This window comes from Streptomyces sp. CB01635 (assembly GCF_002803065.1).
GTDB lineage: Bacteria > Actinomycetota > Actinomycetes > Streptomycetales > Streptomycetaceae > Streptomyces.
Map to the genome: position 1 here is coordinate 1 of NZ_NNBL01000039.1, position 20,797 is coordinate 20,797.

The following is a 20,797-nucleotide window of genomic DNA, read 5'->3' on the forward strand; positions in this document are numbered from 1 at the left end:
TTTGAAGAAAACCCCCGTAACGGATGAGAATCCTGTTACGGGGGTTTTCTGCGTTGTGTGCGAGTCCCAGGCCGGCCCCTTTTCAGGGACCGGCCTTTTTTCTTGTATTCAGAGCCGGCCCGCTGCCTTCAAAGCGAGGTAGGCATCCGCCAGGGCCGGTGCGAGGTCATTCGGGGTGGCGTCGACGACCGTGACTCCTCGGCGGATGAGCAATTCCGCCGTGCGGCGGCGTTCCGCTTGGGCCTGAGCCGCGGCGGCGGCGTCGTAGACCGCTTCGGTGTTTCCGCGGGAGCCGGCCATTTCCGCGATCGTCGGGTCCGCCACCGAAGCCACCAGTACGGTGTGGCGTTTCGTGAGGCGGGAGAGGACCGGGAGGAGGCCCTCCTCCACCGGAGCCGCGTCGAGGCTCGTGAGGAGGACGACGAGTGAGCGGCGGGGAGCTGTGTGCAGGACCGCTGCCGTCAGCCCGCGGGCGTCCGTTTCGACGAGTTCCGGCTCCAGTGGGGCCATGGCGTTGACCAGGGCGGGCAGGAGTTCGCCTGCCGCGCGGCCCTGGACCAGGGCGCGGATGCGGCGGTCGTAGGCGAGCAGGTCGACCCGGTCGCCGGCCCTGGACGCCAGTGCGCCGAGGAGGAGCGCGGCGTCCATCGAGGCGTCGAGGCGGGGTGAGTCGCCGACACGGCCGGCGGAGGTGCGGCCCGTGTCGAGGACCAGAAGGATGTGACGGTCGCGTTCCGGGCGCCAGGTGCGGACCGCGAGTGTGGACTGGCGGGCGGTGGCGCGCCAGTCGATGGAGCGGGTGTCGTCCCCGGGAACGTACGCGCGCAAACTGTCGAATTCGGTGCCTTCGCCGCGCGTCAGGACGCTGGTTCGGCCGTCGAGTTCGCGCAGGCGGGCCAGTTTCGAGGGCAGGTGCTTGCGGCTGTGGAACGGGGGGAGGACACGGACCGTCCAGGGGACGTCGTGGCTGCCCTGGCGGGTGAAGAGGCCCAGCGGGCCGTACGAGCGGATGGTGACCCGGTCGGCTTTTCGGTCGCCCCTGCGGGTGGGGAGCAGGCGGGTGGTGATGCGGCGGCGCTCGCCCGGGGGGATCGTCACGCGGTGGCGGGACGCCTCGACCTCGGTGCCGGGGAGCCAGCTGCTGGGTGGCCAGGCGTCGCGGAGCTGGGCGCGCAGGGGGCGGCGCGAGGGGTTGGTGACGGTGAGAGTGACGTCGGCCGGGTCGCCCAGGCGTACTGCGGTGTCACCCGAACGGGTAAGGCGCAGGCGTCGTACCGGGGCGGCCAGGGCGAAGTCGCAGGCGCAGGCCAGGGCCAAGGGGGTGTTCACGGCCAGGATGCCGGTCCAGCTGGGCTCCCAGATGCCTACGGGGAGGGAGCCCAGGGCGGCGAGCAGGGCGGTGCGTCCGGTGAGGGCCATGGGTGCGGAGCCTTGCGTCAGCGGGGAACGGGGACGTGGGCCAGGATCGCGTTGATGACCGAGTCGGGCGTGACGCCCTCCATCTCGGCCTCGGGGCGGAGCTGGATCCGGTGGCGGAGCGTGGGCAGGGCGAGTGCCTTCACGTCGTCGGGGATGACGTAGTCGCGGCCCGTCAGCCAGGCCCAGGCGCGGGCCGTGGACAGGAGCGCCGTCGCGCCGCGCGGGGAGACGCCCAGGGTGAGGGACGGGGATTCGCGGGTGGCGCGGCAGATGTCGACGACGTAAGCCGTGATCTCGGGGGAGATGGAGGTCTTCGCCACGGCTGCCCGGGCGGTTTCCAGGTCGGCGGCGGTGGCCACGGGGCGTACGCCCGCGGAGCGCAGATCGCGCGGGTTGAAGCCCTGGGCGTGTCGGGTCAGGACGTCGATCTCGTCCTGGCGGGAGGGGAGGGGGACCGTGAGCTTGAGGAGGAAACGGTCCAGCTGGGCCTCGGGGAGGGGGTACGTGCCCTCGTACTCGACGGGGTTCTGCGTCGCAGCGACCAGGAAGGGGTCGGGGAGCGGGCGGGGGGTGCCGTCGACCGTGACCTGGCGTTCCTCCATGGCTTCGAGGAGAGAGGACTGGGTCTTGGGCGGGGTGCGGTTGATCTCGTCCGCGAGGAGGAGGTTGGTGAAGACGGGGCCGGGCTGGAACGAGAACTCGGCGGTGCGGGCGTCGTAGACGAGGGAGCCCGTGACGTCGCTCGGCATCAGGTCGGGGGTGAACTGGACGCGCTTCGTGTCGAGTTCGAGGGACGCGGCGAGGGCGCGTACGAGGAGGGTCTTGGCGACTCCGGGGACGCCTTCGAGGAGGACGTGGCCGCGGCAGAGGAGCGCCACGACGAGGCCCGTGACCGCGGGGTCCTGGCCGACGACGGCCTTGGCGATCTCCGCGCGCAGGGCCTCCAGAGACGCCCGTGAGCTGCGGGGATCTCCGGTGGGCCCGGCGTTGTCAGTGGTCGGGGCCATCATGAGTGGCGTACCTCTCTTTCGAGGGCGTCGAGTTGGTCGGCGAGGGCTATCAGGGCCGCGTCGTTGGCGGGCGGCGGGCCGAAGAGGAGGGGGCGCGGGTCCTGGCCGGAGGCGTGGAGTGCGGCGGTCAGGGCGGGGAGCAGGGTCTCGGGCGTGTGGGCCTGGGACGGGGGGACGCCGATGAGGGGGGCGAGGCGGGCGCGGGTGGCGGTGCGCAGAGCGGAGGCGGCACGATCGCGGGCGTTGGCCTTGCGGTAGAGGCGGGCGCGGCCTTCGACGGCTTCGGAGGCGCGGATCGCCACGGGGAGGCGTTCGGGGACCAGCCGGCCGAGGCGGCGGCCGCGCCAGAACGCGGCGAGGGCGGCCGCGATGAAGAGTTGCAGTGTGCCCCAGAGCCAGCCCGAGGGGAGCAGGTCGAAGAAGCTGCGGCGCTCGGAGTCGGGGGCCGCGGCGTCGTCGGAGAGGGAGGGGAGGTACCAGACCAAGTGGGGGCGGGAACCGAGGAGTTGCAGGGCGAGCGAGGCGTTGCCGTGCTTGTCGAGACGTTCGTTGAGGAAGGGGTCGGGGGCGCCGATGAGGACAGTGTCGCCGCCCTTGGCCTCCGGCAGGCGCAGGAGGGTGGGGAGGCTTTCGCTGCGGTAGCAGGTGTCGGCGTCCGTGGGGTACGTGGCGTAGCGGCGGCCGCCGGTCTCGGCGTCGCCGGCGCGGCGGGCGTCGGACAGGGAGCAGCCGGGGCGCGCGAGTGCGTCGAGGCTGGGGGCGCGGTCCGCGGTGACGTCGGGGGCGAGCGTGTCGAGCGAGGGGGCGCCGGGGGCGATCAGGACGGTGCGGCCGCCGGAGTCGGTGGTGGCGGCGTGCAGTTGGGCCTGCTGGCGGTCGGTGAGCAGGTCCGGGGACGCGACGAGGAGGGTGGTGTCGGGGCCTGCCGCGTCGCGGGCCTCGGCGGTGGTGGTGACCACGCGCGTGGAGACGCCCCGGTCGGCCAGGAGCTGGGCGACGGCGCGGCTGCCGGCCGGGTCGGCGGAGCGCGGGTCGAGGCGGCCGTGGGCGGCGCCGGAGCGGACGAGCGCGATGACGACAGCGGCGATCACCAGGATCACGGCGGCGATGAGCAGGCCGCGCGTGCGGGTCCAGAGCTGGCGTGGGGTGCGGGCCGTGGAGGTGGCCGGGGGCTGCTCGCCGGGGTTCGCCGGTGGTGTGGAGTCTTGTGCGTTCGGCGGGGTGGCGGCGGGTGCCGTCGGGTGCTGGGTGGTCACTCGGCGGCTCCTCGGGGGGAACTGCCGGTGAGCGTGGGGGTGGTGCGGTCCAGCTCGGTGTCGAGCGTGGTGAGGCGCTCGTACGTCTGCGGGGTGGCGGTGCGGCCGCCGTATGTGACGTCGTCGAAGTCGCGGGCGGCGGTGCGCAGCCGGTCCGTGTGGGCGGGCAGGGTGCGGCCTGCTTCGGTGGCGGCCTCGTCGGCGGTGCGTCCGGGACGCGGGTCGAGGAGTGCGCGCTCCTCCAGGGAGCGGACGATGGCGCGCATCCGTTCCTGCACGGCCTGGGTCCAGTGGCCCTGGGCGGCGTGTGCCTCGGCGGCCGCGCGGTGTTCGGCGGCGCTGCGGGGGCGGTCGTCGAAGAGGGCGGCGGTGGAGTGGGGGGAGCGGTGCGGGGTGCCCAGGCGCCACCACAGGGCGACGGCGAGGGCCACGACCGCGAGCACGATGACGAGCAGGCCGAATCCGCCGCCGGGGGTCGCCCCGGCGGCGGCGGAGAACAGCTTGTCGAGCCATTCCCAGAAGCGGTTGAGGCCCCGCTGGAGGAGGCTCGGGTCGTCCTGGTGGTATGCGGGCTCGGACAGTTCGCGCCGGGCCGCTTCCCGCGCGGGGGCGCGCGGGATGGTCACCGGTGGTTCGTCGCCGCCGGTGCGCGAGCGCAGCGCGGCAGCCCAGAGCACTCCCCCCGCCGGGCTCACCGCATCAGCTCCCCGGGGTGGGGCCGGTGGTGTCGCCGTAGCTCTGGAGGCCTGCCGCGCGGCCGAGTTCGAGGTCGAGGGCCTCGCGGCGGATGCGCTGGTCGATGTAGAGGAGCACAGTGACGCCCGCCGTGATCGGGAAGGTGAGCATGGAGCCGATCACGGAGCCGACGCCGGTGACGATGAGGAACGTCCAGCCGAGGTCGCCGGTGCCGCCGTCGAGGAATCCGCTGACGCTTTCGCCGCTCATGGCGCCGGCGAGGAAGGTGAACGGGATGACGATGATCGACGAGACGAGTCCGGCGATGATCCCGGCGAGCAGTTGGATGCCGAAGACCCGCCACCAGGAGCCGCGGACCAGCTTGGCGGAGCGGCTCATGGACTTCAGGACGCCCTGCTTCTCCAGCATCAGGGCGGGCGAGGCGAGCGAGAAGCGGATCATCAGCCAGATCGCCAGGACGGCGCCGCCGAGGGCGCCGAGGGCGATGAGCGGGGCGCCGGCGTCCGAGGAGCCTATGACGGCGACGAGGATGCCCGGCAGCATGCAGACGAGCAGGACGGCGGCGGCGATGAGCGGCAGGAGGAGTGTCAGGCCGGCCAGCTTGAGGAGCTGGGGCTTGGCGTCCTTCCAGGCCTCCCCGGTCGTCACGGACTTGCCGAGTACGGCCCGGCTGGTCACGGTCGTGAGCAGGGCCGTGGCGACGATGGTGCCGAGCAGGTAGACGATCTGGACGACGCCCGAGCTGACCAGGGTGTCGCCGACGGCGCGCGTCAGTTCGCTCGCCGTGGCGCTCGGGTCGTCGAGGGCGTCCGTGTTCGTCGAGTTGTTCAGGACGAGACCCTGGAGGAGGACGACCACGATCTCGATGAGCACGGCGACGGAGAGCGAGATCCCGAGGACGGTGCGCCAGTGCGCGCGCATCGTCGACACGGCGCCGTCCAGGATCTCGCCGACGCCGAGGGGGCGAAGCGGGATGACGCCGGGCTTGGCGGCCGCGGGCCTGCCCTGCCAGGAGCCCCATCCGCCGCCGTAGCCACCGCCCGGGCCGCCGTAGCCGCCACCACCGCCGGGGCCCGCGGGGCCTCCGGGCGGTCCGCCGCCCCAACCCTGGGCGGGAGGCGACGGAGGGGGCGGGGCCTGGCCCTGGCCGGACGGGGCGGACCACTGCGCGGGCGGCGGCTGCTCCTTGGACCACTTCGGGTCGGGAGCCGCGTCCTTGCCGTCCTGGGCAGGCTGGTCGTCCTGGCCGTCGGAGGGGGCGGATCCGGGCGAGGCCCAGCCCGGAGTGTCGTTCATCGTCGCTCCTTCACGGTGCCCGGCCGCGGTCGCGGCGGCAGCTTGGCGCCCATCGTGCCACGGTGTGGCTCCGAGTTGACCGGGTGCCGTATGGGCTGCACACCTTCAATTGTCCGCCGGGTACGGGGCAGACTGGGCGGATGGCTGATCAGTACGCGCAAACCGGCGACGACAAGCGGCCCACCGACATACCGGTACTCCGATGGGAGGAGCCGGCCGAGGGGCCCGCGCTCGTCCTGCTCGACCAGACCAGGCTGCCCGTGGAGGAGGTCGAGCTGGTCTGCACCGACGCGCAGGGGCTCGTCCAGGCGATCAGGACGCTCGCCGTGCGGGGAGCGCCAGTCCTTGGCATCGCGGGGGCGTACGGCGTCGCCCTGGCCGCTGCACGGGGGTTCGACGTGGACGAGGCGGCGGTCGCGCTGGCCGGCGCGCGCCCCACAGCGGTTAATCTCGCGAAGGGGGTGCGCCGGGCCCATGCGGCGTACCGGGCCGGGCTCGGGGCCGAGGGGGACCGGGAGCGGGCCGCCCGGGACGCGCTCGCCGCCGCGCGGGCGCTGCACCGGGAGGACGCCGAGGCCAGCGCCGCCATGGCCCGGCACGGCCTCGCGCTGCTCGACGAGATGATGCCGGGCGGACAGCACCGGATCCTCACGCACTGCAACACGGGGGCGCTGGTCTCCGGGGGCGAGGGCACCGCGTTCGCGGTGGCGCTCGCCGCGCACCGGGTGGGGCGGCTGACGCGGCTGTGGGTGGACGAGACGCGGCCGCTGCTCCAGGGTTCGCGGCTGACCGCGTACGAGGCGGCGCGGGCGGGGATGGCGTACACGCTGCTCACGGATAATGCGGCGGGGTCGCTGTTCGCGGCCGGTGAGGTGGACGCGGTGCTGGTCGGGGCCGACCGGATCGTGGCGGACGGTTCCGTCGCGAACAAGGTGGGGACCTATCCGCTCGCGGTTCTTGCCAAGTACCACCATGTGCCGTTCATCGTGGTGGCGCCGGCTACGACCGTGGACCCGGAAACCCCCGACGGAGCGTCCGTCGAGGTGGAGCAGCGGGCCGGACATGAAGTGACGGAGGTCACGGCACCCCAGGTGCCGATGGCCGGGGTTGAGGCGGGAGGCGTGTTTCCGGTGGCTCCGCTGGGGACGCAGGCGTACAACCCCGCATTCGATGTGACGCCGCCCGAGTTGGTGACGGCGATCGTCACAGAGTGGGGAGTGGTTTCCCCTGTGACAGCTGAAGGACTGGGCGAGCTGTGTGCCAGGTCACGCCAGGTAACGATTAAGTAATGGGATGATGTGGCCTATGAAGGGACGAGTCCTTGTCGTCGACGACGACACCGCACTGGCCGAGATGCTCGGCATTGTGCTGCGTGGTGAAGGTTTTGAGCCGTCGTTCGTAGCTGACGGCGACAAGGCGCTGGCCGCATTCCGTGAGTCCAAGCCGGATCTGGTCCTTCTGGACCTGATGCTTCCCGGCCGGGACGGCATCGAGGTGTGCCGCCTGATCAGGGCGGAGTCCGGGGTGCCGATCGTGATGCTGACCGCGAAGAGCGACACGGTGGACGTCGTGGTGGGCCTCGAGTCGGGCGCCGACGACTACATCGTGAAGCCGTTCAAGCCGAAGGAGCTCGTGGCCCGTATCCGGGCGCGGCTGCGGAGGTCCGAGGAGCCCGCGCCCGAGCAGCTCGCCATCGGCGACCTGGTCATCGACGTGGCGGGGCACTCCGTGAAGCGGGAGGGGCAGTCGATCGCGCTGACACCTCTGGAGTTCGACCTCCTGGTGGCGCTCGCCCGCAAGCCGTGGCAGGTGTTCACGCGTGAGGTCCTCCTCGAGCAGGTGTGGGGCTATCGGCACGCGGCCGACACCCGCCTGGTGAACGTGCATGTGCAGCGGCTGCGCTCGAAGGTCGAGAAGGACCCCGAGCGTCCGGAGATCGTGGTGACCGTCCGTGGCGTCGGTTACAAGGCCGGACCGAGCTGACGTGTCCCGCGACAGTGCCGCTCCGGCACCCGGGGGGCCGGGAATCCGCTCGGGGCGGCCTGTGGGACCGAAGGCCGGGCGTGGCTCCGTGCTGCGCCGGGTCCTCGACGGCGGTCTGCTGCTCCAGGGCGGGATGAAGGGCAGCCCCGTGCTGCGCCTGTTCACGCGCTGGGTGCGGCGGCCGCTGCTGCCCGCCAGGCGCCTGTGGCGGCGCAACATCCAGCTCAAGATCGTCGTCACGACGCTGCTGATGTCGCTCGGTGTCGTGCTGCTGCTCGGCATCGTCGTCATCGGCTCCGTGCGCAACGGGCTGCTCGACGCCAAGGTGAAGGCGTCGCAGAGCCAGGCCGAGGGCGGCTTCCGGGCCGCCAAGGACAAGGCCGACACGGCCGCGGCCGGGGCGCGCGACGGGGCGACGACGGACAGCCGCGCCCCCCTGACCCCGAACAACTGGATGAGCGAGCTGGTCACCCAGCTCTCCTCCGGCGGCCAGAGCGCCTTCGACGTCGTGACGCTCAGCCCACCCGGGGCCGACAGCGGCGACAGCGTGCGCGGACCGCGGGCCTCCGGCGGCGTCCTCGACCCCAGCGTCCCCGACGACCTGCGCGAACGGGTCGAGAAGATGACAGGCGCGTCCCAGGAGTACACGCGCATCGTCTACGAGGACGGCAAGGACTCGCAGCCCGGCCTCGTCATCGGCAAACAGATGACAGACCCGAAGGGCCACGCCTACCAGCTGTACTACCTCTTCCCGCTCACCCAGGAAGAGAAGTCGCTCGGCCTGGTCAAGGGCACGCTCGCCACGGCCGGACTGTTCGTCGTGGTGCTGCTCGGCGCCATCGCCTGGCTCGTCGTACGGCAGGTCGTCACGCCCGTACGGATGGCAGCCGGCGTCGCCGAAAGGCTCTCCGCGGGACGTCTCCAGGAACGTATGAAGGTCACCGGCGAGGACGACATCGCGCGGCTCGGTGAGGCCTTCAACAAGATGGCGCAGAACCTGCATACGAAGATCCAGCAGCTGGAGGATCTGTCGCGGATGCAGCGGCGCTTCGTGTCCGACGTGTCGCACGAGCTGCGGACACCCCTCACGACGGTGCGCATGGCCGCCGACGTGATCCATGACGCGCGCGTGGACTTCGACCCGGTCACCGCGCGGTCGGCGGAACTGCTCGCCGATCAACTGGACCGGTTCGAGTCACTCCTGTCGGACCTCCTCGAGATCAGCCGCTTCGACGCGGGAGCGGCCGCCCTGGAGGCGGAGCCGATAGACCTGCGGGAAGTCGTACGGCGTGTGGTGGGCGGCGCCGAGCCGCTCGCCGAGCACAAGGGCACGCACGTGCGGATCGTCGGGGACCAGCAGCCCGTGGTCGCCGAGGCGGACGCCCGGCGCGTGGAGCGCGTCCTGCGCAATCTCGTCGTCAACGCCGTGGAGCACGGCGAAGGCAAGGATGTGGTGGTGCGGCTCGCCGCGGCCGGCGGCGCGGTCGCCGTCGCCGTACGCGACTACGGCGTGGGCCTGAAGCCCGGCGAGGCCACCCGCGTCTTCAGCCGCTTCTGGCGCGCCGACCCGGCACGCGCGCGTACCACCGGCGGCACGGGCCTCGGCCTGTCCATCGCCCTCGAGGACGCCCGGCTGCACGGCGGCTGGCTCCAGGCGTGGGGCGAGCCCGGCGGCGGATCGCAGTTCCGGCTGACACTGCCGCGGACGGCGGACGAACCCCTGCGCGGGTCCCCGATACCGCTGGAGCCGGAGGACTCGCGGCGCAACCGCGGCCTGAGCGAGGCAGGGCTTCCGCTCGGCGGGGGCGCCGGCAAGCTGGCGACGGTCCCAGCGCAGGCAGCGGGCGCGCCCCGCATGCCGTCGTCCGTACCCGCGAAGGAACCGGCCGCGCCCCGGTACGCGGTCGACCCCGCGGCGCTGCCCGGGAACGGCTCGCGGGTCGTGTCCCGCGGTGACGCGGCCGCACCGGCGGCACGCAGACAGGACACCGGGAGTCCGGAGAGAGCCTGGGACGAGCAGGCCGGACCGGCCGAGAAGACCGGCGGCAGCGGCGAGGGAAGTGGGGGCGGGCGTGCGCGGTGAGCGGGGGCGGCCACAGTTGGCCGGACGGCGGCGCAGGCTGCGTACAGGTGTGCTGCTCGGCTGCGGCGCACTGGTGCTCAGCGGCTGCGCGTCCATGCCGGACAACGGCGGACTCCAGGCCGTGGAGGCGTCGCAGCGGCCCGACTCGCAGGTGCGCGTCTTCGCGATGCCGCCCCGCGAGAACGCCGGGCCCGTCAGTATCGTCGAGGGCTTCCTCGAAGCGCTGACCAGCGACGATCCGCAATACACGATGGCGCGCAAGTACCTCACGGAGAAGGCCGCCAAGGGCTGGCACCCGGAGGAGCGCACCACCGTCCTCACAGACGGACCGAGCACGGGACAGGCGAGCAGGCCGAGCGCCGGCGACGAGGGCCGTACGTTCAGACTGAGCGGCCATCAGGTCGCTTTCGTGGACCAACAGCAGGCATACCGGCCCGAAGGCACCTCGTACAGCAAGACGCTGCACCTCGTGCAGGAGGACAGCCCCAAGGGCAAGCAGTGGCGCATCGACGGGCTGCCGCAGGGCGTCGTCCTCGGGCAGTCCGACTTCCAGCGCATCTACCAGTCCGTCAACAAGTACTACTACGCGCTGGACGAGTCCCCCGGCGGCGCGGAGAGCGGTGGGGGATCGGGCTCGGGTTCGACCAGCCGTCAGAAGCGGCTGGTCGCCGACCCCGTGTACGTACGTCAGTGGATAGACCCCCTCACGCAGACGGTGCGCGCCCTGCTTTCGGGGCCCACGCACTGGCTGAACCCGGTCGTGACCACGACGTTCCCCTCCGACACGCGGCTGCGCAAGGGCGTGAAGTCGCTCGCGCCCGACGACGAGAACAACCTGAAGGTCCCGCTGAACGCAAAGGCCGACCACGTCGGGCAGGCCCGCTGCAAGGAGATGGCAGCCCAACTCCTGTTCTCCCTGCGGGATGTGACGTCGGCGAACGTGTCACAGATCGAGCTCGAACGGTCGAACGGGTCGCAGTTGTGCGTCCTGAGCGAGAGCGATGCCGAGGCCCTCGTGGAACCCCGCACCTCCGGGTCCGCCGACGACCAGTACTTCCTGGACGACAAGGGCAGGCTCGTGCAGATGTCGGGCGCGTCCCGCACCACGAAGGACCCGGAGCGGGTGCCGGGGCCGCTCGGCGACGGCGAGCAGCGGATGCGCTCGGTCGCCGTCTCGCGCGACGAGACGCAGGCCGCGGCCGTGTCGAACAACGGGAGCGCCCTGTTCGTCGGGTCGTTCGTATCGGGCGCTTCGCTCGGCGACGCGGTCGTACGCAGCAACGCCAAATCCGAGAAGGACCGGCTCACGACGCCCAGTTGGGACGGGCTCGGCGACCTGTGGGTGGCCGACCGTGACCCGAAGAAGCCGCGGCTGCTGATGTTCGGCCGGGGCATGGCGGACGAGAACCACGAAGTCGACGTCTCCGGGCTCGACGGCGGGCGGATCGAGGCCGTGAAGGTGTCGGCCGACGGGGTGCGGATCGCGCTGCTCGTGGCCGAGGAGGGCAAGACCACGCTGCGGATCGGACGGGTCGAACGCGATTCCGGACCGGACGGCAAGCTGTCGGTCTCGGTCGACGAACTACGCGCCGCGGCACCCCAGATGGAGGAGGTCACGGCCATGTCGTGGGCCGGCGGAAGCCGACTCGTCGTGGTCGGACGCGAGTCCGGGGGCGTGCAGCAGCTGAGTTACGTCCAGTGCGACGGCTCGGCGCCGACAGGGCAGGCGCTGCCCGGCCTGACGGGCGTGAAGGAGATCGCGGCGTCCGAGGACGACCGCCTGCCACTCGTCGCCCACTCGGACGACGGGATCGTCCGGCTGCCGCCGGGCCTGCCGTGGCAGACGGTGCTCAAGGACGGGACAGCGCCGGTCTATCCGGGGTAGGGGCTGGGGGCGCGGCGGCCGTGAGGTGCGCCGTACTCCCCTCTCGCCGGACGGAGTTGAGTCCTCCGATTGCAACGGAGTGTGCACGTCCGGGAGTTGTCCACAGGCACTTATCCACAGGGGTGGTCGCAGGGCGCCCCTGTTGGCACAGTGGTGGACATGCGGGGGTGGTTGCAGGACCTCGGAGATCTTGTGCTGCCGGCTGAGTGTGGAGGCTGCGGTCGGCCGCGTACGACGCTCTGCGCGCGCTGCGGGGACGCCCTGTGCGGCGGCGCGCCGCGCCGGGTGCGGCCGAACCCTGAGCCGCCCGGGCTGCCGGTGGTGCACGCGGCCGCTCCGTACCAGGACGCGGTGCGGGCCGTACTGCTCGCGCACAAGGAGCGGGGGGCGCTGGGGCTCGCGGAGCCCCTGGGCGCGGCCCTCGCGGGGGCGGTGCGGGCGGGACTTGGCGAAGCGGGGGATGGGGGAGGGGGCGGGGGTGGGGGCCCCGTAGACAGGCGTACACGGACAGCTGGGCGCCCACAGGTAGATGCGCATACGCCGCGAGACATGCGCACACAGACGGGTGGCGTCCGCACCCCAGTAAGCGCGCGTCCCCAACCCGGCGCCCGCACCCAACCAACCGCCCGCACTCAACCCGGTGCCCGCCCCCCATCGACCGCCCGCACTCAACCCGGTGCCCGCCCCCAACCAACCGCCCGCACCCAACCAACCCCGCCACCCCCTCCCCCCACCCCCCTCCTCCTGATCCCCGTCCCCTCCGCTCGCAAGGCTGTTCGGGCGCGGGGGCATGATCCTTCGCGGCGGATTGCGTATGCCGCGGCGGCTGAGCTGCGTCGGGTGGGGGTTCCCGCGAGGGTGTGTGCCGCGTTGCGTCAGCGGCGGGTCGTTGCCGATCAGGCCGGACTCAACTCGCGGCGGCGTCTGGCCAATCTCGCCGGGGCTCTGGAGGTGCCTGCGGGAGCGCGTGCACTCCTCGCCACGGGTGGCCGGATCGTGCTGGTCGACGACGTCATGACCACGGGTGCCTCATTGGCGGAGGCGGCCCGCGCAATACGTGCCGCAGTGGCCGGGACGGCAGGGGGCGAGAGCGACGGGATCACGCCGCGATGGGTGGAAACTGCACGGGAATTGCCCGCGCGCAACTCGATCAGTGCGGCAGTGGTTGCAGCCTCTCCGAGTTCTTTCGAAATAAACCGGAACTGAGCGGAAACCTGCATCGTTGCAGGTGGCGAGGGGGGCATTTCACCTGAATGGAGGTACGCGTCAGTAGAGGGTGACGGCATCCGTCCGGGCGAGATATGTTCGGTTGTGAGGAATGGCGGACGCCATCCTCAGCAATCAGGAATGCCAGTGTCGTGGGCGCCGCAGGTTTTTTCGGCAATCACCCGCGATGATGGGGTGTAGATCTTGTCCATGGGGGAGGAGGAGGTGGAAGTCGCCGAGTCAGAGACTCCGGAAGTGGCCGGAGTCTGGTGCAACAGGGAGATGCTCCGCCGATGGAGCGGGGCGATCCGGGAACGGAGTTCTGCGTGGACATCGTCGTCAAGGGCCGCAAGACCGAGGTGCCCGAGCGGTTCCGCAAGCACGTGGCCGAGAAGCTGAAGCTGGACAAGATCCAGAAGTTCGACGGCAAGGTGATCAGCCTCGACGTGGAGGTGTCCAAGGAGCCGAACCCCCGACAGGCCGACCGCTGCGACCGCGTAGAGATCACACTCCGCACGCGCGGCCCGGTCATCAGGGCGGAGGCGGCGGCCAGCGACCCGTATGCGGCGCTCGACCTGGCAACGGACAAGCTCGAGGCGCGCCTGCGCAAGGAACACAGCAAGCGGTCCACCCGCCGCGGGAGCGGCAGGCTCACGGCCGCGGAAGTCCCCGATGTCGTCGCCACGGCGACTCTGAACGGGGACGGCTCGGTGGTCAACAACGAGGAGCCTGGCGGAGTACCGACCACGAGGATCGGCTCCCTCGAGGTCCAGGGCGAAGGCCCGCTCATCGTTCGCGAGAAGACGCACGTCGCTGCGCCCATGTCACTCGACCAGGCGCTCTACGAGATGGAGCTGGTCGGGCACGACTTCTACCTCTTCGTCGACTCCGAGACCAAGGAGCCCAGCGTCGTCTACCGGCGCCACGCCTACGACTACGGCGTGATCCACCTCAACACCGACCCGATGGTCACCCAGGCGCAGTCGTCCGCAGCGGGCGGGGCGCTCGGCGGCTGAGGCCGGCGGAACCACGCCGCTGAGCCCGCGGGAGACAGTCGTGAAGGGTGCCCCTGGGAGCGCGTGCGCCCCCAGGGGCACCCTCGTGCGGCCTTCTGCGCACCGCTCGGTCACCGCACCGGCGCCAAGGCATGAAATCATGGCCGGGCCGGGTCAACCGGTGTGCCGCTGCCCCGGGTTGGCGTGGCACAGGAAGACGGGCCATGGCCTTCAGGGGGAGGAACGATGGCGGACAGCTTCGGACCGATGCGGGACGAGGGCGCCGGTACGGCCGGTGACGGTGTCCAGGGCATGGGCCCGGACGAGAGCGCGCCGCGCAAGGAGCCGATCAGGGTCCTCGTGGTGGACGACCACGCGCTGTTCCGGCGCGGGCTCGAGATCGTTCTCGCGGCCGAGGAGGACATCCAGGTCGTCGGCGAGGCGGGTGACGGCGCCGAGGCCGTGGACAAGGCGGCCGACCTGCTGCCCGACATCATCCTGATGGATGTGCGGATGCCCAAGCGTGGCGGGATCGAGGCATGCACCTCCATCAAGGAGGTCGCCCCCAGCGCCAAGATCATCATGCTGACCATCAGTGACGAGGAAGCGGATCTCTACGACGCGATCAAGGCGGGCGCGACGGGCTATCTGCTCAAGGAGATCTCCACGGACGAGGTGGCCACGGCCATTCGCGCCGTCGCCGACGGGCAGTCGCAGATCAGCCCTTCGATGGCGTCGAAGCTCCTCACCGAATTCAAGTCGATGATCCAGCGCACGGACGAGCGGCGTCTCGTTCCGGCGCCGCGGCTGACCGACCGCGAGCTGGAAGTCCTGAAGCTGGTCGCCACGGGCATGAACAACCGCGATATCGCGAAGGAACTGTTCATCTCCGAGAACACCGTGAAGAACCATGTGCGCAACATCCTGGAGAAGCTCCAGCTGCACTCCAGGATGGAGGCCGTGGTGTACGCGATGCGGGAGAAGATCCTCGAGATCCGGTGACGGCCACCGGGTGACAGCGGTCAGGTGACAGCGGTCAGCCGAGGGCGGTGACGAGGGCCGGCTTGAGGTTCGGGGCGTCGACGCGCTCGATCCGGACCGCGTCGCAGCCCACCCACTCGGCCGCCTCCCGCAGCGCCTGCGCCACGGCCGGGACCGCCTTCGGGCCGTCCAGGGAGACCTGCCGGGCGACCAGCGTGCTCCCGTCGCGCGCGGGGTCGACGCGGCCCACCAGGTGCCCGCCCGCGAGGACCGGCATCGCGAAGTAGCCGTGCACCCGCTTCGGCTTGGGGACGTACGCCTCCAGGCGGTGCGTGAAGCCGAAGATCCGCTCCGTGCGGGGCCGCTCCCAGATCAGGGAGTCGAAGGGCGAGAGCAGCGTCGTACGGTGGCGGCCGCGGGGGGCGGTGTCGAGCGCCTCCGGGTCCGCCCACGCCGGCTTTCCCCAGCCCTGCACGGTCACGGGAACCAGGCCCGCGTCCTCGACCACCGCGTCGAACTGCTCGTGCTTCAGGCGGTGGTAGTCCGCGATGTCGGAACGCGTGCCGATGCCGAGGGACTGTCCGGCCAGGCGGACCAGGCGGCGCAGGCACTCCCGGTCGTCCAGGTCGTCATGGAGCAGCTCGGCCGGGACGGCGCGCTCTGCGAGGTCGTACACCCGCTTCCAACTGCGGCGCTGCGTGCACACCACTTCGCCGTACATCAGGGCGCGCTCCACGGCGACCTTCGCCTCGGACCAGTCCCACCACTCGCCCTTGTTCTTCGCGCCGCCCAACTCCGTGGCTGTGAGCGGGCCTTCGGTGCGCAGCTGTTTGATGACCTGCTCGTACGCGCCGTCGGGCAGGTCGTGGTGCCAGTGCGGGCGGGTGCGATAGGCGCGGCGGCGGAAGGCGAAGTGCGGCCACTCCTCGATGGGCAGGATGCACGCGGCGTGCGACCAGTACTCGAAGGCGTGCGGCGCGCCGGCCGTGCCCGGGGTCCAGTACGCGTCCTCGACCGTTCTGCGGCCGACCGCGCCCAGGCGTGCGTACGGGATGAGTTCGTGCGAGCGGGCCAGCACGGAGATGGTGTCGAGCTGGACCGCTCCGAGGTGACGGAGCACGCCGCGGACCCCGCCCTTGCGGTCCGGCGCGCCGAGGAACCCTTGGGCCCGCAGCGCGATGCGGCGGGCCTCGTCGGCGGAGAGTTCGGCGGCGGGGCGCGGCGTGGTCGTCATGCCCCGAACGATAGGGCGCGGCACTGACAGTCGGACCTGGCCGGCGGGCGGGGGCCGGCGCCGGAAAGCGTCATGCCGGCGCCGGGAGGTAGGGCAGCACTGCCGGGATGCCGAGGTCCGAGGGGAGGAGCGAGGCGACCCAGCAGTCGCGCAGTACGCCCTTGTTGGGCAGGCCCGCCCGCATGACGCCCTCCACGGTGAAGCCGGCCTTCTCGGCGACGGTGCGAGAGCCGACGTTGCCGACCTCGGCGCGCCACTCCAGTCGCGTACAGGCCAGGTCGGTGAAGGCCCAGCGGGCCAGGGCGAGGACCGTCTCGGTCATGTAGCCGTGGCCGCGATAGTCCTTCCCGGTCCAGAAGCCGACCTCCCAGGCGCCCGCGCGCGGGTGGTGCAGGCTCGCGGCGGCGATCACGGGGCCGTCGTCCTGGAGCCGCACGGCGAAGGTGTACTCCGTGTCGGCCCGCCAGCCGTCCGGGACCATGCGGGAGACGAAGTGTTCGGCGTCCACGCGCGCGTAGGGCGACGGGATCGTGGTCCAGCGCTGGATGTCGGGGTCCTGGGCCGCGAGGTACACCTCGTCGGTGTCCTCGGCGGTGAACGTGCGCAGCCGCAGGCGGTCGGTGGTGAGTGCGACGGGTTCCATCGGCCGATTCTGCTCGGAGGCCGACAATGGCGCCAGCAGATATCGCGGGGTGAGCGCGCTGTTACCTTTCGCAGTCGGGGTGCACAGCTTCGTGCGGCACCTTGAGCGGTCCTCGTGCGTTGTCCTTGTGGCTGTGGTTACGGCAGACCTCCCGGCGCGCCGGGGTCCTCGCATACGATGGCCGTTGCTCTATACCGTCACACCCGACCGTGCCAGGCCCGACCGGCAAGGAGACCAACCCCCGTGTCCGTCCTCTCGAAGATCATGCGTGCAGGCGAAGGCAAGATCCTGCGCAAGCTGCACCGCATCGCGGACCAGGTCAACTCCCTCGAAGAGGATTTCGTCAGCCTCTCCGACGCCGAGCTGCGGGCCCTCACCGACGAGTACAAGGAGCGGTTCGCCGACGGCGAGAGCCTCGACGACCTGCTCCCCGAGGCCTTCGCCACCGTCCGCGAGGCGGCCAGGCGCGTGCTCGGCCAGCGTCCCTACGATGTGCAGCTGATGGGCGGCGCCGCCCTCCACCTCGGCTACGTGGCCGAGATGAAGACCGGTGAGGGCAAGACCCTCGTCGGCACGCTCCCCACGTACCTGAACGCGCTGTCCGGCAAGGGCGTCCACCTGATCACGGTGAACGACTACCTGGCCGAGCGCGACTCCGAGATGATGGGCCGCGTCCACAAGTTCCTCGGCCTCAGCGTGGGTTGCATCCTGGCGAACATGACGCCGGCGCAGCGCCGCGAGCAGTACAGCTGCGACATCACCTACGGCACGAACAACGAGTTCGGCTTCGACTACCTCCGCGACAACATGGCGTGGTCCCAGGACGAGCTCGTCCAGCGCGGCCACAACTTCGCGGTGGTCGACGAGGTCGACTCGATCCTCGTCGACGAGGCCCGTACGCCGCTGATCATCTCCGGCCCCGCCGACCAGGCCACCAAGTGGTACGGCGACTTCGCGAAGCTGGTCACCCGCCTGAAGAAGGGCGAGGCCGGTAACCCGCTGAAGGGCATCGAGGAGACCGGCGACTACGAGGTCGACGAGAAGAAGCGCACCGTCGCCATCCACGAGCCCGGCGTCGCCAAGGTCGAGGACTGGCTGGGCATCGACAACCTCTACGAGTCGGTGAACACGCCGCTCGTCGGTTACCTGAACAACGCCATCAAGGCGAAGGAACTGTTCAAGAAGGACAAGGACTACGTCGTCATCGACGGCGAAGTCATGATCGTCGACGAGCACACCGGCCGTATCCTCGCCGGCCGCCGCTACAACGAGGGCATGCACCAGGCGATCGAGGCGAAGGAAGGGGTGGACATCAAGGACGAGAACCAGACGCTCGCCACGATCACCCTGCAGAACTTCTTCCGTCTCTACGACAAGCTCTCCGGCATGACCGGTACGGCCATGACCGAGGCCGCCGAGTTCCACCAGATCTACAAGCTGGGCGTCGTCCCGATCCCGACGAACAAGCCGATGGTCCGCAAGGACCAGGCCGACCTGATCTACCGCACCGAGGTCGCGAAGTTCGACGCGGTCGTCGACGACATCGCCGAGAAGCACGAGCAGGGCCAGCCGATCCTCGTCGGTACGACGTCCGTCGAGAAGTCCGAGTACCTCTCGCAGCAGCTGTCCAAGCGTGGTGTGCAGCACGAGGTGCTGAACGCGAAGCAGCACGACCGTGAGGCGACGATCGTCGCCCAGGCCGGCCGCAAGGGCGCCGTCACCGTCGCCACGAACATGGCCGGTCGAGGCACCGACATCAAGCTCGGCGGCAACCCGGACGACCTCGCCGAGGCGGAGCTGCGCCAGCGCGGCCTCGACCCGGTCGAGCACGTCGAGGAGTGGGCGGCCGCGCTGCCGGGCGCTCTGGAGCGGGCCGAGCAGGCGGTGAAGGCCGAGTTCGAAGAGGTCAAGGACCTTGGCGGGCTCTACGTCCTCGGCACGGAGCGGCACGAGTCGCGCCGTATCGACAACCAGCTGCGCGGCCGTTCCGGCCGGCAGGGAGACCCGGGCGAGTCCCGCTTCTACCTGTCGCTCGGTGACGATCTGATGCGCCTGTTCAAGGCCCAGATGGTCGAGCGCGTCATGTCGATGGCGAACGTCCCGGACGACGTGCCGATCGAGAACAAGATGGTCACGCGTGCCATCGCGTCGGCCCAGTCGCAGGTCGAGCAGCAGAACTTCGAGACCCGGAAGAACGTCCTCAAGTACGACGAGGTCCTCAACCGGCAGCGTGAGGTCATCTACGGCGAGCGGCGCCGTGTCCTGGAGGGCGAGGACCTGCACGAGCAGATCCAGCACTTCATGGACGACACGATCGACGAGTACATCGGCGCCGAGACCGCCGAGGGCTTCGCCGAGGAGTGGGACCTGGACCGGCTGTGGGGCGCCTTCAAGCAGCTCTACCCGGTGAAGGTCACCGTCGACGAGCTGGAGGAGGCCGCGGGTGACCGCGCGGGTCTGACGGCCGAGTTCATCGGCGAGTCCGTCAAGGATGACATCCACGCGCAGTACGCGGCGCGTGAGGAGCAGCTCGGCTCCGAGATCATGCGTGAGCTGGAGCGCCGCGTGGTCCTGTCGGTCCTGGACCGCAAGTGGCGTGAGCACCTCTACGAGATGGACTACCTCCAGGAGGGCATCGGCCTGCGCGCCATGGCGCAGAAGGACCCGCTGGTCGAGTACCAGCGCGAGGGCTTCGACATGTTCACCGCCATGATGGAGGGCATCAAGGAGGAGTCCGTCGGCTATCTGTTCAACCTGGAGGTCCAGGTCGAACAGCAGGTCGAGGAGGTCGAGGTGCAGGACGTGGCGCCGTCCCTGGACAAGCAGGACGCGGTGCCGGCCGGTGTCGGCCGTCCCGAGATCCGCGCCAAGGGGCTCGACGCCCCGCAGCGTCCGGACCGCCTGCACTTCCAGGCGCCGAACGCCGAGGGCGGCGTGGACGAGATGGACTACGTCACCGAGGACGGCCCGACGCGCTCCGAGGCCGACGGCCTCACGCGCGCGGAGCGCCGCAAGCAGCAGAAGGGCGGGCGTCGCCGCAAGAAGTAGTGCGCGGCGCGCTCTGACCGAGCGTGGGTGAAGGGGCCGGGCACGGGATGCCCGGCCCCTTTCGTCGGTGTCGGGGCGGGACAGCAGGGGCGGCCGGAGCGCCGGCAGTCGGAACACCGGGGGCCCGGCCCATGGGCATGCGGGGATGACGGGCGTGGCGACGCCGGACCGGGCCGAGGGCCGCGGTGCCGGTGCCGGGCCGGTGGCGGTGGCGGTTGGCGGTGGCGGTGCAGCACGCGGCGGCCAGGCGCCTCGCCGGGCGGGTTCTGCCACGGGTGCCGGAGCTGGTCCGGGAGCTGGTCGACGGGGAGTTCCGAGCGACGACCCCTTTCGACGATCTCCCTGACGAGGTACGGGAAGTGGAGATCGCGCTCACCACCCGCCTCGCGTTGCAGGGCTTCCTCGCCCGGGCCGCGGACGGCGTGCCCGCCTTTCCCGTCGACTGCGCGCGGTTCACGGAGCAGGCCGCGTAGCGGGCCGAGGAGGGCGTGCCGCTGGAAGCCGTCGTGCGGACGTATTCGGGATCTGCGCCCGGCCCAGCCACTGGGCGCGGATCCTCGACCTGGCCGGCATCGGAGACCCGCAGGCCACCGCCAACCCGTACATCGCTCTGCTCGTTCCGGGCATGGCAGCGGCCGAGCCGGACGTGAAGCCGGCCGACCACCTCACGTCGCAGGGCATGAAGGTCCTCGGGGTGGCCCGCGACGGCGGTTGCCTCGCCGAGGTGTTCAAGGCCGGTGAGGGGCTGAAGAACGCCGACTTCGTGTACGGGACGACGCGCAACGGAGCGCCCGAACTCGCCGTGCTGCCGGCCCGCCACTGCGAGCCGCTCGTCACCGGCTGCCGCGAGCCGGTGCTGATGGTGCAGGGCACCGCGGACACGACGGCGCCGGCCGTCACCTCAAAGGAGACCGCGGCGGCACTGGCACGGGCCGGGACCCGGGTGACGTACACGCCGTCCGAGGGTGTCGACCACCTCTCGCTGCCGGCGACCGCGGTGGTCGAGGTCGAGGGCGGCCGGCGCGCTGACAGCGGTGGGGCTCGCGCCTCGCTGTCGCGGGG

General features: G+C 71.2%; 15 protein-coding genes. 8 read left to right on the forward strand and 7 right to left on the reverse strand.

The features are described from left to right. Positions 1 to 108: 108 nt before the first annotated feature. The 5 genes from CG723_RS42365 to CG723_RS42385 are packed head-to-tail and all read right to left on the reverse strand — an operon-like array spanning position 109 to position 5,677. On the reverse strand, positions 109 to 1,419 hold the full coding sequence (locus tag CG723_RS42365) for a DUF58 domain-containing protein (RefSeq protein ID WP_100598892.1): 1,311 nt from the start codon (positions 1,417 to 1,419) through the stop codon (positions 109 to 111). A 17-nt stretch (positions 1,420 to 1,436) separates the two neighbouring features. Continuing rightward, positions 1,437 to 2,429 carry an AAA family ATPase gene (locus CG723_RS42370; protein ID WP_199842108.1) on the reverse strand — a complete coding sequence of 331 codons (993 nt, stop codon included), beginning with the start codon at positions 2,427 to 2,429 and terminating at the stop codon, positions 1,437 to 1,439. Then, positions 2,426 to 3,685 (reverse strand): DUF4350 domain-containing protein, encoded by a 1,260-nt coding sequence (locus CG723_RS42375; RefSeq protein WP_100598894.1) that lies wholly within the window; start codon positions 3,683 to 3,685, stop codon positions 2,426 to 2,428. The genes CG723_RS42370 and CG723_RS42375 overlap by 4 nt, the downstream gene beginning before the upstream one ends. Next, positions 3,682 to 4,380: a DUF4129 domain-containing protein gene (locus CG723_RS42380; RefSeq protein ID WP_234374827.1), complete on the reverse strand. Its 699-nt coding sequence runs from the start codon at positions 4,378 to 4,380 to the stop codon at positions 3,682 to 3,684. Before CG723_RS42380 ends, CG723_RS42375 begins: the two co-directional genes overlap by 4 nt. Positions 4,381 to 4,384: 4 nt before the next feature. Next, the gene (locus CG723_RS42385) at positions 4,385 to 5,677 is read right to left on the reverse strand and encodes a glycerophosphoryl diester phosphodiesterase membrane domain-containing protein (RefSeq protein ID WP_100598896.1); all 1,293 of its coding nucleotides are present in this window, start codon (positions 5,675 to 5,677) and stop codon (positions 4,385 to 4,387) included. Between the two features lie 140 nt (positions 5,678 to 5,817). Between CG723_RS42385 and mtnA the strand changes: the two genes are divergently transcribed. The 6 genes from mtnA (at position 5,818) to CG723_RS42420 (ending at position 14,831) form a co-directional block, all read left to right on the forward strand. Continuing rightward, positions 5,818 to 6,966: an S-methyl-5-thioribose-1-phosphate isomerase gene (gene mtnA, locus CG723_RS42390; RefSeq protein WP_100598897.1), complete on the forward strand. Its 1,149-nt coding sequence runs from the start codon at positions 5,818 to 5,820 to the stop codon at positions 6,964 to 6,966. Positions 6,967 to 6,970: 4 nt separating this feature from the next. Then, positions 6,971 to 7,660 (forward strand): two-component system response regulator MtrA, encoded by a 690-nt coding sequence (gene mtrA / locus CG723_RS42395; protein ID WP_189491636.1) that lies wholly within the window; start codon positions 6,971 to 6,973, stop codon positions 7,658 to 7,660. A 1-nt stretch (position 7,661) separates the two neighbouring features. After that, on the forward strand, positions 7,662 to 9,743 hold the full coding sequence (gene mtrB, locus CG723_RS42400) for an MtrAB system histidine kinase MtrB (protein ID WP_100598898.1): 2,082 nt from the start codon (positions 7,662 to 7,664) through the stop codon (positions 9,741 to 9,743). Between the two features lie 94 nt (positions 9,744 to 9,837). After that, entirely contained in the window at positions 9,838 to 11,628 is a 1,791-nt protein-coding gene (locus tag CG723_RS42405; RefSeq protein ID WP_100598933.1) for an LpqB family beta-propeller domain-containing protein, read from the forward strand. Positions 11,629 to 13,160: 1,532 nt separating this feature from the next. After that, a complete protein-coding gene (gene hpf, locus CG723_RS42415) occupies positions 13,161 to 13,850 on the forward strand; it encodes a ribosome hibernation-promoting factor, HPF/YfiA family (RefSeq protein ID WP_399984082.1) in 690 nt (229 codons plus the stop codon). Positions 13,851 to 14,075: 225 nt separating this feature from the next. After that, on the forward strand, positions 14,076 to 14,831 hold the full coding sequence (locus CG723_RS42420; protein ID WP_100598900.1) for a response regulator: 756 nt from the start codon (positions 14,076 to 14,078) through the stop codon (positions 14,829 to 14,831). Between the two features lie 34 nt (positions 14,832 to 14,865). On the opposite strand, the gene CG723_RS42425 is transcribed toward CG723_RS42420, so the two are convergent. Both CG723_RS42425 and CG723_RS42430 read right to left on the reverse strand, forming a co-directional pair. Beyond that, positions 14,866 to 16,044: a winged helix-turn-helix domain-containing protein gene (locus tag CG723_RS42425; protein WP_100598901.1), complete on the reverse strand. Its 1,179-nt coding sequence runs from the start codon at positions 16,042 to 16,044 to the stop codon at positions 14,866 to 14,868. Positions 16,045 to 16,114: 70 nt separating this feature from the next. Next, positions 16,115 to 16,687 (reverse strand): GNAT family N-acetyltransferase, encoded by a 573-nt coding sequence (locus CG723_RS42430; RefSeq protein ID WP_100598902.1) that lies wholly within the window; start codon positions 16,685 to 16,687, stop codon positions 16,115 to 16,117. 243 nt (positions 16,688 to 16,930) lie between these two features. On the opposite strand from CG723_RS42430, the gene secA reads away from it, so the two are divergent. Next, positions 16,931 to 19,735 carry a preprotein translocase subunit SecA gene (secA, locus tag CG723_RS42435; RefSeq protein WP_100598903.1) on the forward strand — a complete coding sequence of 935 codons (2,805 nt, stop codon included), beginning with the start codon at positions 16,931 to 16,933 and terminating at the stop codon, positions 19,733 to 19,735. Positions 19,736 to 19,956: 221 nt separating this feature from the next. Beyond that, positions 19,957 to 20,208 carry a hypothetical protein gene (locus CG723_RS42440; protein ID WP_159032680.1) on the forward strand — a complete coding sequence of 84 codons (252 nt, stop codon included), beginning with the start codon at positions 19,957 to 19,959 and terminating at the stop codon, positions 20,206 to 20,208. Positions 20,209 to 20,797 lie beyond the last annotated feature (589 nt).

Coding starts and splice junctions, on each gene's coding strand:
- CG723_RS42365 (WP_100598892.1), bottom strand. CDS start 1,419: ATGGCCCTCACCGGACGCACCGCCCTGCTCGCCGCCCTGGGCTCCCTC.
- CG723_RS42370 (WP_199842108.1), bottom strand. CDS start 2,429: ATGATGGCCCCGACCACTGACAACGCCGGGCCCACCGGAGATCCCCGC.
- CG723_RS42385 (WP_100598896.1), bottom strand. CDS start 5,677: ATGAACGACACTCCGGGCTGGGCCTCGCCCGGATCCGCCCCCTCCGAC.
- mtnA (WP_100598897.1), top strand. CDS start 5,818: ATGGCTGATCAGTACGCGCAAACCGGCGACGACAAGCGGCCCACCGAC.
- mtrA (WP_189491636.1), top strand. CDS start 6,971: ATGATGTGGCCTATGAAGGGACGAGTCCTTGTCGTCGACGACGACACC.
- CG723_RS42405 (WP_100598933.1), top strand. CDS start 9,838: ATGCCGGACAACGGCGGACTCCAGGCCGTGGAGGCGTCGCAGCGGCCC.
- CG723_RS42420 (WP_100598900.1), top strand. CDS start 14,076: ATGGCGGACAGCTTCGGACCGATGCGGGACGAGGGCGCCGGTACGGCC.
- CG723_RS42425 (WP_100598901.1), bottom strand. CDS start 16,044: ATGACGACCACGCCGCGCCCCGCCGCCGAACTCTCCGCCGACGAGGCC.
- CG723_RS42430 (WP_100598902.1), bottom strand. CDS start 16,687: ATGGAACCCGTCGCACTCACCACCGACCGCCTGCGGCTGCGCACGTTC.